Genomic DNA, 17,373 nt, shown 5'->3' with positions numbered 1-17,373 from the left:
GGCGAGAGGCGAGAGGCGAGAGGCGAGAGGCGAGAGGCGAGAGGCGAGAGGCGAGAGGCGAGAGGCGAGAGGCGAGAGGCGAGAGGCGAGAGGCGAGAGGCGAGAGTATTATCTCTTCGCTGGGACAAGTCCTGTCAACACCTGGTTCTATCAACTCACTACCCGCCCCCACATGAAGTCCGTTCTAAACTCTCGCAGGGCGGAGCCCGCTCACGAAGCGCAGCGTTCTCTGAGGACGCAGTCCGATCTCGCTTCTTGGAGCAAAGCTCTCCACAGGGCGGAGCCCGTTCTGTTTACGTGGCATAAAAAAACGAACCCTGTGGGTTCGTTTTTAAAACTTCTACTGCGCTTCTTTCCAGATCGCGCAAGGTTCGATTTTAGCGCGTTGTAGCTTATGCTTGTCTCGTTCCGCATCTCGCTTGAACTTATAAGGTCCAAGCACAACACGATACCAACTGCTGTCTTCTTTTTTACGGATCTTACTATTGATGCCCTGAAAAGCGATATCCAACTTACGTGCTTCAGCTTGCTGAGCGGTCTTATAAGCGCCACACTGCATGATATATGGAATCTCAGATACCACCTGCTCTTTAGCTTTTACTTCAACTTCTCGGCTTGGCAACGAATCGACATAATCCCACTTCTCTTCTGGAGGTGGTGGCAGTTTGGCTTGCGTTGCTGGCTTCGATTTTGGTTTAACCGATTCAACAACTGGCGCTGGTGGCTCAGGATCATTACTGAGGCTATACAGACCATAACCAAACACCCCCACCAGCAAAATAGCTAACAGGCCACTGCGCCATGGTTTACGACGTGGTGCAGATGTTTTTTTGGTCGGCTTGCGGCTGTTTCCGCCACGACCTCTTTTAACGTAATCTCGATTCGCCACTACTTAACATCAATAATTTTGTTTACTACTGCCGATATGTTAATGCAGATCGCCACTTGATGACAGAGTATAAATGGAAGCGGCACATCAAAATGTGCCGCTGAGAGGTATGTTTTAAAGCACTCGCGGAGGAGCAGCACTTTCACGAACAACCAGTTTCGTTTCCAATAGTCTCGATCCTGCTCTAACGTCATGGCCACGCAATAACTCAAGCATCATTAGCATCGCCTGACGACCGATTTCATAGCGAGGCTGTGAAATGGTAGTTAGCGGTGGATCGCAGTACTGTGCAAAGTGGATATCATCGAAACCAACCACGGATAAATCTTGTGGTACTCGGATACCGAGCTTTTTAGCTCCCTGAATCGCACCTATAGCCATTGCATCATTATGACAAAAGACCGCTGTTGGAGGTTCAGACAACGCCAACAGCTGGCGTACTGCCTTTGCACCATCCTCAAACGAAAAATTCCCATACGTACAGTAATTAGGATTCATCGTAATACCCGCTCGACGTAGAGCTTGTTGATAGCCCTGATGGCGGAATTGACACAACACCGCCGATTGCGGTCCCGAGATCTGAGCAACGCGCTTATGCCCCATCTGCGTGAGATAGTTAACCGCCTCAAAAGCGGAAGTCAGGTTATCGATATGTACAGTTGGGAGTTCTAATTCTGGCGCAAACTCACACGCCATCACCATAGGAGGCAAATTCTTCTGTTCAGGCTTACTGACATCGAAGGGGAGATCGGTACCAAGTAACAACATGCCATCAGCTTGTTTAGTAAACACAAGATTCACAAATGAGCTTTCTCTTTTTTTCTGCTGACCACTATCGCCGAGTAGAACAATGTAACCGTGCTCCATCGCAGCATCCTCAATACCTCGAATAATTTCGGTATAGTAAGGATCACAGATATCCGGAATGATCGCGATAATTGTTTTTGACTCATTGCGGCGCAAATTGCGCGCCAACGAGTTTGGTGAATAACCAGCTTCCAATACCGCATCTTCAACTCTTTTTCTCGTCGCTGATGATACTTTTTCCGGATTCATCAACGCCCTTGATACAGTCGCTGTTGATACTCCTGCAAGCTGGGCAACATCCTTCATTGTCGCCATATAAAATTTACCCTCTTCGTTTCCTTCAACGGTAGCTCGGTTGCCACCTTAGCTTCTAGTTGGAATTTATCTCATAGCCTCAACGGCTAAAATGATGTCGATTTGTAGGCTAAATACCTATCTTCTTATTAATATGCCTCGAGCAAACGATTAACTCACAAATAACAGTTTGAGAGCAACACATTGCACACGACCTAGTTTATTCATTTCAAAACACAAAGTTACGGGAGATTTAACAAAATTGGCGCCTGAGAGGAGATTTCGATCACAAATAAATGAAAAAGGTGTGAATATTGATTGTCGCAATGACTCATCAATGATCTATTTAAGCAAAAACATGTCCATTTAGAATAAAACCTACTGGCAGGCTAACTTAAATCTTGAGGTTCAATATCGAGACTCCAACGCACTTTTTTGGCCAATGGCAATAATGCGATGGCCGGCTTAGCACTGGCCAACAATTTCTGCATAACTGGACGGCTTTGCGTTTGCAGTAGTAGTTGCCAACGACACTTTCCTGCTCTTTTGGCTAGCGGAGCGGGTGTAGGGCCAAGGACTTGGCACAGGTCATCAAACAGCGGATGTGCCTCTAAGGTATGGCGAACCTGACGCAGAAACTCTTCAACTGTTTCGGATTGATTGGCTTCGGCTCGAAATAGGGTTAAAAACGAATAAGGCGGTAACTGAGCCAGTTTTCGTTCTTGTAGCGCTGTTTCTGCAAAGTGGCGGTAACTTTTCGTCAGTAACGCTTGCAGCAAACTGTGTTCAGGATGGTGTGTTTGCAGTACGACTTCGCCGGGTTTGCTCGCTCGCCCTGCACGACCAGCAACCTGTATAAAGAGTTGCGCTAAACGTTCAGAGGCACGAAAGTCACTGGAGTAAAGAGAGCCATCTACGTCCAAGAGCCCCACCAACGTCACATCAGGAAAGTGATGACCTTTTGCGAGCATCTGTGTACCAATTAGAATTTGGTATTCTCCTTTGCGAATAGCCCCTAATGCACTTTCTAAACTACCTTTTCGACGTGTACTGTCTCGGTCGATACGAATGGTTTTGTATTCAGGGAAAAGTTCTGCCAATTGTTTTTCTAACTGCTCTGTCCCCACCCCAACGGTCACTAAGTGCGTTGAACCACATCCTTGACACTGGTGGATAATCGGTTGCTGTGAACCACAATGGTGACAGCGAATTTCGTTGCTAAATTGGTGATATGTGTAATACGCATCACACCGTTTACACTCTGCAATCCAACCACATTCGTGACACATCAGTGCCGGAGAAAAGCCACGCCGATTGAGAAACAGCATTACTTGATTACCTTGCTTGAGATGTTTGCGCATCTCGGCAATCAGCGGAGCGGACAATCCACTTTCTAAATAGAGCCCCTTAACATCGAGGACTTTGTTCGTTGTTGACGTCGCATTTCCAGCACGAGAAGAGAGGATCAAGTGATGGTATTTACCCGCCAATGCATTGTGTAGTGTCTCTAATGCTGGTGTTGCCGACCCCAATACGATCGGAATTTGCTCCTTATTGGCTCTCATCACCGCCACATCACGAGCGTGATAACGCAAGCTATCCTGCTGTTTGTATGAGGCATCATGCTCCTCATCAACAATAATAATGCCCAAGTTAGAGAAAGGGGTTAATAATGCTGAGCGGGTGCCAATCACAATACCCGATGCATTATCACGAGCGCTCAACCACGCATTAAGGCGTTCAGTATCATTGAGACCTGAGTGAATGACTTCTACAGGTACATTAAATCGCTTCTTGAAGCGGTTGATGGTTTGTGGCGTCAGGCCTATTTCAGGTACCAACACGAGAGCTTGTTTACCTTGCTCTAGCACTGGCTTGATCAAATTAAGATACACTTCGGTTTTACCCGAGCCCGTTACCCCTTCAAGTAGATAACAACCAAAGCCTTCACCGCTATTCACTGTCGCGATTGCAATAGCTTGCTCTGAATTCAATTTGGGTTTGTCGACCTTGGCCTCAACATCTTGACGCCAATCTCGAATCACAGGTTTGTTCTCAATGGATTCTATCCAACCTTTTTCCGTTAAAGACTTTAAAACAGCCGAAGAGACTTCTTCATCCAAAAACCTTTGCTGTGCCACCGAACCATGTTCGAGCATACGCATTACTTTTGCTTGTTTTACTGCACGACCAAACCCCTGCATGAGCTGATCACGACCTTTTGCAGTGAGCCGCCACTCTACTAAGGTGGCAAAGTCTGCCTCTTTCCCTTTACGCAAGGCACTCGGCATGGCATTGAACAGAGTGTCGCCAAGCGGATACTGATAAAAATGACTGCACCAAACCAGCAAGGAGTAGAGGCTTTGCGACCAAACAGGCTGACTATCAAGCACTTGCTTAATCGGTTTCAACTTATCGAGACCAAACTCCGATTCATTAACCAATGCCGTTACTATGCCCACTAATGTCTGACGGCCGAATGGCACCGAGACACGCCCGCCTATGATTGGAAACATATGGCTGGGAATCTGATAATCAAACTGTTTATCCAGTGGAACAGGCAGAGCTACACGGGCAATAGTTGGTCGCATATAGGCTTTAAAGTTCAGTAAGAGAAGAGGTTAATTAGTCTAAGGGAAAAGGTCATTGGTTGAAAGAGAACAACACCAGCACCATTCAACCTAATCAGGCTAAAAAAGTAGCAACTTTATGTTGAAACGGCTTGATCCTAACCGATGTATTCATTACTATATCGCGCCTTAGAGATATGGCTTGCTGATATGTAGCGGTATCCTAGATTATTTTTATTAACTACGTGTGGTGTCCGGCTTAGATTCGGATAGCGACACGGCCTATTACAGAGGTTCTCCCATGAAAGCTGGTATCCACCCAGAATACAAAGCAATCAAAGCGACTTGTTCTTGTGGTAACTCTTTTGAGTTCAACTCAACTCTAGACAAAGATTCTATCCACCTAGACGTATGTGACAAATGTCACCCATTCTACACTGGTAAGCAACGTATCGTTGATACAGGCGGCCGTGTTGATCGCTTCAACAAGCGTTTCGGTGCTCTATCAAGCAAGAAGTAATAACTTCCTTGTTACCGAATTAAAAAAGGACGCCCAGGCGTCCTTTTTTGTTCTCTGCTCTTTGCTCGCTACTCATTTTTCAGGCGAATCTATTACAATTGGCGATATTCGCTAGCTATATCTCTATTCATCTGGTCTTATCTCCAGTCATTTACTACTTTTTCTTGCTTTAGCTCGCATTCTCACCTAGGCAGCTTGACTTAGTTACTCTAGAATGGATTCCCCCTTTCCATATAATTATTAACGAGTACCTACACCTATGTCAGACGACAATCGCCAAGAACTATCCCCTGAAGAACAATTTCGTCAACAAGCATTGGATTACCACGCAATCCCTACTCCAGGGAAAATTGAGATCGCACTTACAAAGCCAGCAGAAACCGCTAAAGACCTTGCTTTGGCATACAGCCCAGGCGTAGCAGAACCAGTACGTGAAATCGCACAAAATGCAGACAACGTTTACAAATACACTTCTAAAGGCAACATGGTCGCTGTTATCTCTAACGGCACCGCGATTCTTGGTCTTGGTAATTTAGGTCCTCTTGCCTCTAAGCCAGTAATGGAAGGTAAAGCTCTTCTATTCAAACGCTTTGCAGGTCTAGATTCTATTGATATTGAAGTCAAACACCGCACTATCGAAGAGTTCGTCGATACGGTTGCGAATATTGCTGATACGTTTGGCGGCATCAACCTAGAAGACATTAAAGCACCCGACTGTTTTGAGATTGAAAAGCAGCTGATTGAACGCTGTGATGTTCCTGTTTTCCACGATGACCAGCACGGTACTGCGATTGTTACTGCAGCTGGCATGCTTAACGCTATCGAGCTACAAGGCAAGAAACTCGAAGACGCAACGATTGTCTGTCTAGGTGCAGGTGCTGCGGCTGTCGCATGTATGGAACTACTGATTAAATGTGGCGCTATGCGTGAGAAGATCTACATGCTTGACCGCAAGGGCGTCATCCACACTCGCCGTGATGATTTGAACGAATACAAACAACTGTTTGCCAACAATACTGACAAGCGCACTCTAGAAGACGTGATTGAAGGTGCTGATCTGTTCCTAGGTGTATCAGGTCCAAACCTACTTTCTCCTGAAGCGCTTGCTTTAATGGCGAACAAGCCAGTGGTATTTGCATGTTCTAACCCAGATCCAGAAATCAAACCTGAACTTGCTCACCAAGTACGTCAGGATCTGATTATGGGCACAGGTCGCAGTGACTACCCTAACCAGGTCAACAACGTACTGTGCTTCCCATTCATTTTCCGCGGTGCACTCGACGTGCGTGCAAGTGAAATCAACGATGAGATGAAGTTAGCAGCAGTCGACGCAATTCGTCAGCTAGCCAAAGAAGAAGTGCCGGCTGAAGTACTCACTGCAGCAGGTGTTGACGCCCTGTCTTTTGGCCCGGGTTACATCATTCCTAAACCAATGGATCCTCGCCTACTACCACGCGTTGCAAAAGCAGTTGCTCAAGCCGCGGTAGACTCAGGTGTCGCTCGCATTGAAATGCCAGCAAGCTACATGGAACAATAATCCATTGTTTCTGATGTGATAAAGACAAAAAAACCGCTGTCATATTCAGCGGTTTTTTTATTTTTGATGATGTTATCGGCTTTCAGCGAAAAATAAAGGTGCTAATATTTTTTGTTATTCGTCATCAAACGCTTCGAACTCAATGCCCATTTCCGTCATCAGTTTCTTCACTTCAGCAGGAATGTCGTCAGGGCGGTCTTTACGTAAATCTTCATCTGTAGGCAACGGTTGCCCTGTATAAGCATGCAAAAATGCTTCACACAATAGCTCACTATTTGTTGCGTGGCGTAGGTTATTAATCTGACGGCGTGTACGCTCATCTGTTAAAACCTTTAATACTTTCAATGGAATAGAAACAGTAATCTTCTTTACTTGTTCGCTTTTCTTTCCATGCTCAGCATATGGGCTAATGTATTCGCCATTCCAATCTGCCATTGCGCACCTTTTATCAATTTTTATGTTTGAAAATAGAAACCCCAATTTTAGCGGTATTTATAGCCACAAGCAAAGACATATAGACGTCTAGAAGTATTGACGTCCTATAAAATGGCAAGTAAAGTAAATTGAATAAAGGATTGGGATGGCCACGATATGGCTCTTAAGAGCTTATAGCCTATTCCATTGAAAAAGTCATTTAAGGTCGAAAGGAAACATTTATGAGCACCCGTAAACCAGCCACAATCGCGGTACGTACTGGTATCGAGTCTGACACTCAACATCACGCAGTTGTTCCACCCATTTACCTTTCGACCAACTATGGGTTCCCAGCTTTCGGAGAAGTGCCTAAGTACGATTACACTCGCTCTGGCAACCCAAACCGAGGCCTATTAGAAACCGCCCTATATGAACTTGAGTCAGGCAAAGGGGCAGTGGTCACTAACTGCGGTACATCCGCCCTTAATTTATGGGTGTCAGCCTTCTTGAGCCCTGGCGATATTATCGTCGCACCTCACGATTGCTACGGGGGCACCTACCGACTATTTAACACTCGTGCCAACAAAGGGGATTTCAAAGTCCTGTTTGTTGACCAATCAAACCAGCAAGCCCTCGAAGAGGCATTGGCGCAAAAGCCTAAACTGATCCTCTTAGAAACACCGTCAAATCCATTGGTTCGAGTCGTTGACATCGCAAGTGTTTGCCAAAAAGCCAAAAAGGTCGGCGCATTGGTTGCGGTCGACAACACCTTTTTGACTCCTGTATTCCAGAAACCTCTTGAGCTTGGTGCAGATTTTGTCATTCACTCAACGACTAAATACATCAATGGTCATTCAGACGTTATTGGCGGCGTGGTGATTACCAAAAATGAACAACACGCGGAAGAGTTAGCGTGGTGGGGTAACTGTATCGGCGCCACCGGCACTCCTTTCGACAGTTACATGACACTACGTGGCATACGAACACTCGGAGCACGAATGAAAGTCCATGAAGAGAGTTCTAGCAAAATTCTCAGCTACCTTCAGACTCAACAACTTGTAGGCAAAATCTATCACCCTAGCCTGCCTGATCATCCTGGTCATGACATTGCTAAGAAGCAACAAACCGGATTTGGATCGATGCTCAGTTTCGAGTTTGCAGGTACTTTCGAACAGCTTAAATACTTTGTTGGCGAACTAGAGCTATTTTCGTTGGCTGAATCTCTAGGTGGCGTAGAAAGCCTAATTTGCCATCCTGCATCTATGACCCATCGAGCAATGGGTGACGAGGCGCTAGCGGAAGCGGGAGTGTCACAGCAACTGCTACGTATCTCTGTCGGGCTTGAAGATGCAGACGACTTAATTGCAGATTTAAAGCAAGCATTTGCTAAAACAGCGGAGGCTCAATAATGTCTCATGAACGTCAGCTACATAAATTTGGCGGAAGTAGCTTAGCGGATCCTGAATGTTATCGCCGCGTAGTGGGTATCCTAAAAGAGTACTCAAGACCGGATGATCTCATCGTTGTCTCTGCGGCTGGTAAAACAACGAACCGACTGATCGCGTTTCTTGAAGGGCTCGCAACTGATGGGCGCATTGCTCATGAAGAACTCCAATCCTTACGAGTATTTCAAACTGAACTCGTTGAAGAGCTGATTGAAGGCGAAACTAAACAGCAACTACTCGCTACTCTTCAGGATGAATTCAGTACCTTGGGAGAATTAACTTTCCCTCTCAACGAAGCACAAAAAGCGGCGGTGCTTGGCCATGGAGAGGTCTGGTCGTCTCGCCTGCTTGCTGCCTTGCTCTGCCAAACCAATTTGCCTGCTGTCGCGCAAGATGCCCGCGCCTTCCTTCGTGCAGAAGCAGGCACTCAACCTGAAGTTGATTGTGGTGCTTCTTATCCATTAATTAAAGAAGTGCTTGCGCAACATGTCCATCATCGTATCGTGATTACAGGCTTCATGGCACAAGATAAGCAAGGACACACTGTTCTCTTAGGACGAAATGGCTCTGACTACTCTGCAACCGTGATTGGTGCTCTCGCGGAAGCAAACCGTGTAACTATCTGGAGCGATGTTGCGGGTGTATATAGCGCAGATCCAAGATTGGTCTCCGACGCCTGTCTCTTACCACTATTACGCTTAGACGAAGCAAGCGAGTTGGCACGACTAGCAGCGCCAGTTCTCCACAGCAGAACCTTACAACCTGTCGCTCAAAGCTCGATGGATTTGCACCTTCGCTGTAGCTATCAGCCAGAGTCGGGTTCAACTCGTATTGAACGTGTATTGGCATCAGGAAGAGGGGCTAAAATCATTTCATCTCTCGATGAAGTGCTATTGTTCGAACTTTACTTCTCTTCTCGACATGATTTCCAACGTATTGAAAATGAGGTACTTGCTAGCCTCAAACGTGCCCAGCTTGAACCTCTTACCTACGAGGTTCAACCAGACCAACACTCTATACGCTTAGCGTATACCAGCGAAATTGTTGGCGGTGCTTTAGAGCATTTACAAGACGCAGCGTTTGAAGCGGAAATCAAACTAAAAGAAGGTTATTCGATGGTCGCCGCCGTTGGTGCCGGTGTGACAAAGAATGCCAACCATTGTTATGGTTTCTACCAACAGCTAAAGAACTCGCCAGTTGAGTTTATCTCTGAATCCTTATCAGGCCTTAGCCTTGTTGCAGTGCTACGTAAGGCAAACACTAAACTACTGGTCAAATCGATTCACAGTCAGCTTTTCCAAGCGCAAAAACGAGTCGCTATTGCACTGTGTGGCAAAGGCAATATCGGCTCCAGTTGGCTGGCACTATTCTCCGAACAGAAAACTGAGCTAGAAAAACGCCATGGAATGAACTTTGAGTTAGTTGCTGTTATCGATAGCCAGACTTATTGGTTTAACCCAAATGGCATTGATGCAGCCCAAGTCGCAACTCATTTTGATGAAGAAGCGATCAGTCACGAGGGCAGTGATTGGATTAAGGTGCTCGGTTCCATTCAAGGCTATGATGACCTTGTCATCTTAGATGTCACCGCAAGTAAGACGCTGGCAGAACGCTACTTAGAGATCGCAGAGCAAGGGATGCATTTGATCTCTGCAAATAAGGTAGCAGGGTCCGCTTCCAGCGAATACTACCATCAAGTACAAGATGCATTTGCCAAGATCAACCGTCACTGGCTTTACAATGCTACCGTTGGTGCAGGATTACCGATCAATCACACCGTTAGAGACTTACGTGAAAGTGGTGACGACATCCTTGCGCTGTCTGGCATTTTTTCAGGCACGCTCTCTTGGCTTTTCCAACAGTACGATGGCAGCGTACCATTTGCAGAGCTCGTCGATCTGGCATGGCAGCAAGGATTAACTGAACCCGATCCTCGCCACGACCTCGATGGCTCAGACGTCATGCGCAAACTGGTTATTCTTGCGCGTGAATCAGGGCTTGTCATTGAGCCAGAATCAGTAAAAGTCGAAAGTCTCGTGCCTCAAGAGCTCACAGGTCTAACTATCGATGAGTTTTTTGATCAAAGCCAATTACTCAGTGAACTGCTGGCTGAACGTCTTAAAAAGGCACAAAGAGAAGATAAAGTACTGCGCTATGTTGCTCGACTTGAGAAAAACGGCACTGCAACCGTCGGCGTTGAGGCACTCAACAAAGAGCATGCGTTAGCTAATCTACTCCCTTGTGACAACATCTTCGCCATTGAAAGTAAATGGTATAAAGACAACCCATTGGTAATACGTGGACCAGGAGCAGGCCGAGAGGTCACCGCAGGCGCAATTCAATCCGACCTAAATCTACTATCCAGTTTACTTTAACCTCTAGGGCGCTAAATGATTTAGCGCCCTTGCTCTATCTCAAATAGCAAACAAAATCATGGGTTGCCAATCAACTTGAAACCCGCTCATAATCAACTTGAGAAAAATTCATAATTACAGAGTTGACATTAAATCGCATTCAATTCATTCTGTAGACATATAGACGTCTAAACGTCGATTGGGAATTATGAGTTTTTTGGCATGGATGGCCATTGGGAGAGAGTAAGATGGGATACACACACGCTAGTCATATCGACGCCTTAAATCAGAATGTCGCTGAGCTTTCTGACAACATCAATGTTTCATTTGAATTTTTTCCACCTAGCAGTGAAAAAATGGAAGAAACACTGTGGAATTCTGTACACCGTCTAAAAAATCTTAAGCCAAAATTTGTCTCTGTGACTTACGGTGCAAACTCAGGTGAACGCGATAGAACTCACTCCATCATTAAAGAGATTAAGGCAGAAACTGGCTTAGTCGCAGCTCCACACCTAACGTGTATTGACGCCTCTCGCGAAGAACTGATCCAAATTGCAGATGACTACTGGGCGAACGGCATTCACAACATCGTGGCCCTTCGTGGTGACATCCCACCGGGTGGTGGAAAACCTGAAATGTATGCTTCTGATTTAGTCGAGTTGTTAAAAGCTCGCCATGACTTCGACATTTCAGTCGCGGCATTCCCAGAAGTACACCCTGAAGCAAAGAGTGCTCAGGCGGATCTTCTCAACCTAAAACGCAAAGTTGATGCTGGTGCGAACCGCGCTATTACGCAATTCTTTTTTGATGTTGAGAGCTACCTGCGTTTTCGTGACCGCTGTGTGGCAGCGGGTATCGACGTAGAGATTGTTCCGGGTATTTTACCCGTTTCCAACTTTAAGCAAGCTTCTCGCTTTGCAGCACAGAATGCAGTGAAAGTGCCTGGTTGGATGAAAAAGCAGTTTGAAGGGCTAGATGATGACCCAACAACTCGCCAGCTTGTCGGCGCCAGCCACGCAATTGATATGGTTCGAATCCTAAGTCGTGAAGGCGTTAAAGATTTCCACTTCTACACGCTAAATCGTGCAGAAATGACGTATGCACTGTGCCATACACTTGGCGTACGTCCTCAAGGCTAACCAGAGCCAAACTCTCATTCCCATGGCCGATAACCTTATCGGCCTTTATTTTTTCGCTCGATACAAAAAAGGCTGAACATCAAGTCCAGCCTGCTACGAAAAATATAGGTTCTATCCTATTACTCTACATCGTCCATTTTACCAAGTAGGTTGCGGATGCGCTCCTGCCACGCTGAATGCTCTTGCTGCATTTGCTGCGCTTTGTGTTCTAGCTCCTCACGACTGCTACGTAGTTCGTTTGCTTCTGTCGCAAGTTTCTCTTTCTCTTCTTTAAGCTCTTCTACTTCCATTTGCAGAAGGGCAATAGTATCAACTGCAGTTTGGATTTTTGCTTCTAGCTGTTCTAATACTTCAAAAGACATCTTGGCCTACCTATTTGTTATTCGGGGAAAGGTTTTGGTCATCGATGATCCAAACCCGTTTTGTTCCATTCTACTCAGCCGAGCGCTGATAGACACGCCCTATCTTGGATATTTTTCATCATTCGCTTAAAAAAACAGCGTAAATTGACAATAGCTTTACATCTGAGTCAAAAGCGACGAAATGTGATCTATTTAAGCGACTAAATTGATCCTGTTCAATGACCTTATAGGCAAAAAAGCAAACGTTTCCTTTTTGATATGGTAAAATCCTGCCGTTTTTGTTTTTTCTCTTTATCCTTTACTTGGAGTCATCATGAAACGCGATTTAGCAATGGCATTTTCTCGAGTTACCGAGGGTGCAGCACTGGCAGGCTACAAATGGCTTGGCCGTGGCGATAAGAATGCAGCCGACGGTGCCGCTGTAGAAGTAATGCGTAGCTTACTCAACAAAACTGAGATCAGTGGCGAAATCGTTATCGGCGAAGGCGAGATCGATGATGCTCCTATGCTCTACATCGGTGAAAATGTCGGCCTAGGTGGCGACGAAGTCGATATCGCGGTAGACCCTATCGAAGGCACTCGCATGACGGCGATGGGCCAATCTAACGCATTAGCGGTACTCGCTGCTGGCGAAAAGGGAAGCTTTTTAAAAGCACCTGATATGTATATGGAAAAGCTCGTTGTAGGTCCAGGCGCAAAAGGTTGCATCGACTTACACAAGCCACTAAAAGAAAACCTAGAGAACGTCGCACACGCGCTGGGTAAAAGCCTAGATACTCTAGTTGTAATTACGCTAGCTAAGCCTCGTCACGATGGCGTTATCGCTGAAATGCAGGCAATGGGTGTGCGTGTATTTGCCGTCCCTGATGGTGATGTGGCAGCATCGATTCTTACATGTATGCCAGACAGTGAAGTAGACGTCATGTACTGTATTGGTGGCGCACCTGAAGGGGTAGTATCTGCCGCAGTGATCCGTGCACTAGACGGCGACATGCATGGTCGTCTACTGCCTCGCCATGAAGTGAAAGGGAATACAGAAGAAAACCGCATTTATGGCGCAGCAGAGCTTAAACGCTGTGAAGAAATGGGCGTCGAGGCGAATGTAGTACTCACTATGGAAGATATGGCTCGCAGCGACAATGTCGTGTTCTCAGCAACTGGTATCACTAAAGGTGATCTTCTAGAAGGCATTACACGCCAAGGTAATATCGCGACAACGGAGACGCTATTAATCCGTGGTCGCTGTCGTACTATCCGTCGAATTAAATCTATCCACTATCTAGAACGCAAAGATGCTGAAGTGAGAGATATTATTCTTTAAGCGAGAAGCGAGAAAAGATCGGAGGGTTGGCGTGAAAGCGTCAACCCTTTTTGTTTGGAGCGAAAAACTAGAATATTAATGCCATCTCAAAGCGCGTAATCCACAACCCGTACCCGATTTCCATACCTGAAGCACTCCTGCTCCCTAATACACAAAAAGCCCGTGGCGTAAGCGACGGGCTTTTAAAACAACCAAAGCCTAGCGTCAGGCTCGGCTGTATGAATCAGAGATGGGCGGTCGGGACGGCAAGCCATCGACATGCCTCGGTCGATGAGAAACATACACGGATAAAAACAAAAAGACCCCAGCATTTCTGCTGGGGTCTGGAATAAGTGGCGGAGCGGACGGGACTCGAACCCGCGACCCCCGGCGTGACAGGCCGGTATTCTAACCAACTGAACTACCGCTCCGCACTGGTTAGACTCTTGAGTCTAAGTTTTTGCCTTTAGATTTTCCCTTAATAAAAAGGTCTAAAATCTAAAAACGAAATTAAAGCCTGGCGATGTCCTACTCTCACATGGGGAAACCCCACACTACCATCGGCGCTAATTCGTTTCACTTCTGAGTTCGGAATGGAATCAGGTGGGTCCAAATCGCTATGGTCGCCAAGCAAATTCTTTAATCTGGAAAGCTGTTAAAGTCTCAAAGACACATTCAATGTTCTTACATTGAGTCCGCAAAACCCTTTGGGTGTTGTATGGTTAAGCCTCACGGGCAATTAGTACAGGTTAGCTCAACGCCTCACAGCGCTTACACACCCTGCCTATCAACGTTCTAGTCTCGAACAACCCTTTAGGACCCTCAAGGGGTCAGGGAAGACTCATCTCAGGGCTCGCTTCCCGCTTAGATGCTTTCAGCGGTTATCGATTCCGAACTTAGCTACCGGGCAATGCGTCTGGCGACACAACCCGAACACCAGAGGTTCGTCCACTCCGGTCCTCTCGTACTAGGAGCAGCCCCCTTCAATCTTCCAACGCCCACGGCAGATAGGGACCGAACTGTCTCACGACGTTCTAAACCCAGCTCGCGTACCACTTTAAATGGCGAACAGCCATACCCTTGGGACCGACTTCAGCCCCAGGATGTGATGAGCCGACATCGAGGTGCCAAACACCGCCGTCGATATGAACTCTTGGGCGGTATCAGCCTGTTATCCCCGGAGTACCTTTTATCCGTTGAGCGATGGCCCTTCCATACAGAACCACCGGATCACTATGACCTGCTTTCGCACCTGCTCGAATTGTCATTCTCGCAGTCAAGCGGGCTTATGCCATTGCACTAACCTCACGATGTCCAACCGTGATTAGCCCACCTTCGTGCTCCTCCGTTACTCTTTGGGAGGAGACCGCCCCAGTCAAACTACCCACCAGGCACTGTCCGCAACCCCGATCAGGGGTCGACGTTAGAACATCAACACTACAAGGGTGGTATTTCAAGGACGGCTCCACAAATACTGGCGTACTTGCTTCAAAGCCTCCCACCTATCCTACACATGTAGGGTCAATGTTCAGTGCCAAGCTGTAGTAAAGGTTCACGGGGTCTTTCCGTCTAGCCGCGGGTACACTGCATCTTCACAGCGATTTCAATTTCACTGAGTCTCGGGTGGAGACAGCGTGGCCATCATTACGCCATTCGTGCAGGTCGGAACTTACCCGACAAGGAATTTCGCTACCTTAGGACCGTTATAGTTACGGCCGCCGTTTACCGGGGCTTCGATCAAGAGCTTCGCGCAAGCGCTAACCCCATCAATTAACCTTCCGGCACCGGGCAGGCGTCACACCGTATACGTCATCTTACGATTTTGCACAGTGCTGTGTTTTTAATAAACAGTTGCAGCCACCTGGTATCTGCGACTTCCGATAGCTCCATCCGCGAGGGACTTCACCGTCAGAAGCGTACCTTCTCCCGAAGTTACGGTACCATTTTGCCTAGTTCCTTCACCCGAGTTCTCTCAAGCGCCTTGGTATTCTCTACCCGACCACCTGTGTCGGTTTGGGGTACGATTCCTTACAATCTGAAGCTTAGAGGCTTTTCCTGGAAGCATGGCATCAATGACTTCACTACCGTAGTAGCTCGACATCGTGTCTCAGCCTTAAAGAGAGCCGGATTTACCTAACTCTCAAGCCTACGCACTTGAACCTGGACAACCGTCGCCAGGCCCACCTAGCCTTCTCCGTCCCCCCATCGCAATTGTAAGAAGTACGGGAATATTAACCCGTTTCCCATCGACTACGCCTTTCGGCCTCGCCTTAGGGGTCGACTTACCCTGCCCCGATTAACGTTGGACAGGAACCCTTGGTCTTCCGGCGAGGAGGTTTTTCACCCCCTTTATCGTTACTCATGTCAGCATTCGCACTTCTGATACCTCCAGCATGCTTTACAACACACCTTCAACGGCTTACAGAACGCTCCCCTACCCAATGACTAAAGTCATTGCCGCAGCTTCGGTTTATAGCTTAGCCCCGTTACATCTTCCGCGCAGGCCGACTCGACTAGTGAGCTATTACGCTTTCTTTAAATGATGGCTGCTTCTAAGCCAACATCCTAGCTGTCTAAGCCTTCCCACATCGTTTCCCACTTAGCTATAATTTGGGACCTTAGCTGGCGGTCTGGGTTGTTTCCCTCTCCACGACGGACGTTAGCACCCGCCGTGTGTCTCCCGGATAGTACTTACTGGTATTCGGAGTTTGCAAAGGGTTGGTAAGTCGGGATGACCCCCTAGCCTTAACAGTGCTCTACCCCCAGTAGTATTCGTCCGAGGCTCTACCTAAATAGATTTCGGGGAGAACCAGCTATCTCCAGGTTTGATTGGCCTTTCACCCCTAGCCACAAGTCATCCGCTAATTTTTCAACATTAGTCGGTTCGGTCCTCCAGTTGATGTTACTCAACCTTCAACCTGCCCATGGCTAGATCACCTGGTTTCGGGTCTATATCCAGCAACTCGACGCCCAGTTAAGACTCGATTTCTCTACGGCTCCCCTAGATGGTTAACCTTGCTACTGAATATAAGTCGCTGACCCATTATACAAAAGGTACGCAGTCACACCACGAGGGTGCTCCTACTGCTTGTACGTACACGGTTTCAGGTTCTATTTCACTCCCCTCACAGGGGTTCTTTTCGCCTTTCCCTCACGGTACTGGTTCACTATCGGTCAGTCAGTAGTATTTAGCCTTGGAGGATGGTCCCCCCATATTCAGACAGGATAACACGTGTCCCGCCCTACTCGATTTCACTGATGATGAGATGTCGGTTACGGGGCTATCACCCTGTATCGCGGCACTTTCCAGAGCCTTCACCTGTCTCATTAAAAGCTTAAGGGCTAGTCCAATTTCGCTCGCCGCTACTTTCGGAATCTCGGTTGATTTCTTTTCCTCGGGGTACTTAGATGTTTCAGTTCCCCCGGTTCGCCTCACTGCGCTATGTATTCACGCAGCGATACTTACTTATGTAAGTGGGTTTCCCCATTCGGAAATCCCAGACTCACAGGTTTTTACTACCTAATCTGGGCTTATCGCAAGTTAATACGTCCTTCATCGCCTCTGACTGCCAAGGCATCCACCGTGTACGCTTAGTCACTTAACCATACAACCCCAAAGGGTCTTTGTTAGTCACCAAAGTTGTCTGCATTTTTATACATGTGCAGACACGATTTTGCCGGACTCAAATATAAACATCACAAGGATGTTTCCAAGAACACTTGAATGTGTGTTGGTACCTAA

At 47.0% G+C, this 17,373-nt stretch carries 11 protein-coding genes, 1 tRNA gene and 2 rRNA genes; 6 read left to right on the top strand and 8 right to left on the bottom strand.

Annotation, left to right across the window (positions count from 1 at the left end; all coding sequences use genetic code 11):
* Positions 1-340: 340 nt before the first annotated feature.
* The 3 genes from ftsN to priA form a co-directional block, all read right to left on the bottom strand.
* Positions 341-889: a cell division protein FtsN gene (gene ftsN, locus QTN94_RS17810; RefSeq protein ID WP_331418543.1), complete on the bottom strand. Its 549-nt coding sequence runs from the start codon at positions 887-889 to the stop codon at positions 341-343.
* A 114-nt stretch (positions 890-1,003) separates the two neighbouring features.
* On the bottom strand, positions 1,004-2,011 hold the full coding sequence (cytR, locus tag QTN94_RS17805) for a DNA-binding transcriptional regulator CytR (protein WP_331418542.1): 1,008 nt from the start codon (positions 2,009-2,011) through the stop codon (positions 1,004-1,006).
* A gap of 368 nt (positions 2,012-2,379) precedes the next feature.
* Positions 2,380-4,581 (bottom strand): primosomal protein N', encoded by a 2,202-nt coding sequence (gene priA / locus QTN94_RS17800; protein ID WP_331428410.1) that lies wholly within the window; start codon positions 4,579-4,581, stop codon positions 2,380-2,382.
* A gap of 280 nt (positions 4,582-4,861) precedes the next feature.
* On the opposite strand from priA, the gene rpmE reads away from it, so the two are divergent.
* The gene (rpmE, locus tag QTN94_RS17795) at positions 4,862-5,080 is read left to right on the top strand and encodes a 50S ribosomal protein L31 (RefSeq protein ID WP_138973553.1); all 219 of its coding nucleotides are present in this window, start codon (positions 4,862-4,864) and stop codon (positions 5,078-5,080) included.
* A 259-nt stretch (positions 5,081-5,339) separates the two neighbouring features.
* Positions 5,340-6,617, top strand: a complete 1,278-nt coding sequence (locus QTN94_RS17790; protein WP_138973554.1) for a malic enzyme-like NAD(P)-binding protein — start codon at positions 5,340-5,342, stop codon at positions 6,615-6,617.
* Positions 6,618-6,731: 114 nt separating this feature from the next.
* Here QTN94_RS17790 and metJ read toward each other — a convergent pair whose 3' ends face one another.
* Positions 6,732-7,052, bottom strand: a complete 321-nt coding sequence (gene metJ / locus QTN94_RS17785) for a met regulon transcriptional regulator MetJ (protein WP_138973555.1) — start codon at positions 7,050-7,052, stop codon at positions 6,732-6,734.
* Positions 7,053-7,273: 221 nt separating this feature from the next.
* On the opposite strand from metJ, the gene QTN94_RS17780 reads away from it, so the two are divergent.
* The 3 genes from QTN94_RS17780 (at position 7,274) to metF (ending at position 11,969) form a co-directional block, all read left to right on the top strand.
* A complete protein-coding gene (locus tag QTN94_RS17780) occupies positions 7,274-8,440 on the top strand; it encodes an O-succinylhomoserine (thiol)-lyase (RefSeq protein WP_331428409.1) in 1,167 nt (388 codons plus the stop codon).
* The gene (locus QTN94_RS17775; RefSeq protein ID WP_331428408.1) at positions 8,440-10,851 is read left to right on the top strand and encodes a bifunctional aspartate kinase/homoserine dehydrogenase II; all 2,412 of its coding nucleotides are present in this window, start codon (positions 8,440-8,442) and stop codon (positions 10,849-10,851) included. Before QTN94_RS17780 ends, QTN94_RS17775 begins: the two co-directional genes overlap by 1 nt.
* A 227-nt stretch (positions 10,852-11,078) precedes the next feature.
* Positions 11,079-11,969, top strand: coding sequence for a methylenetetrahydrofolate reductase (metF, locus tag QTN94_RS17770; RefSeq protein ID WP_138973558.1), 891 nt, complete (start codon positions 11,079-11,081; stop codon positions 11,967-11,969).
* A gap of 119 nt (positions 11,970-12,088) precedes the next feature.
* On the opposite strand, the gene zapB is transcribed toward metF, so the two are convergent.
* Positions 12,089-12,331 carry a cell division protein ZapB gene (gene zapB, locus QTN94_RS17765; protein ID WP_138973559.1) on the bottom strand — a complete coding sequence of 81 codons (243 nt, stop codon included), beginning with the start codon at positions 12,329-12,331 and terminating at the stop codon, positions 12,089-12,091.
* Positions 12,332-12,644: 313 nt separating this feature from the next.
* On the opposite strand from zapB, the gene glpX reads away from it, so the two are divergent.
* A complete protein-coding gene (gene glpX, locus QTN94_RS17760) occupies positions 12,645-13,652 on the top strand; it encodes a class II fructose-bisphosphatase (RefSeq protein WP_331428407.1) in 1,008 nt (335 codons plus the stop codon).
* Positions 13,653-13,985: 333 nt separating this feature from the next.
* Here glpX and QTN94_RS17755 read toward each other — a convergent pair.
* The 3 genes from QTN94_RS17755 to QTN94_RS17745 form a co-directional block, all read right to left on the bottom strand.
* Positions 13,986-14,062: transfer RNA gene (locus QTN94_RS17755), tRNA-Asp, on the bottom strand.
* Positions 14,063-14,146: 84 nt separating this feature from the next.
* Positions 14,147-14,262: ribosomal RNA gene (gene rrf, locus QTN94_RS17750) — 5S ribosomal RNA — on the bottom strand.
* Between the two features lie 87 nt (positions 14,263-14,349).
* Positions 14,350-17,236: ribosomal RNA gene (locus QTN94_RS17745) — 23S ribosomal RNA — on the bottom strand.
* Between the last annotated feature and the right edge of the window lie 137 nt (positions 17,237-17,373).

The organism is Vibrio sp. M250220 (genome assembly GCF_036533795.1).
Lineage (GTDB): Bacteria > Pseudomonadota > Gammaproteobacteria > Enterobacterales > Vibrionaceae > Vibrio.
The sequence above is the reverse complement of the archived record's forward strand: the minus strand, read 5'-3'. Positions and strand labels throughout refer to the sequence as shown.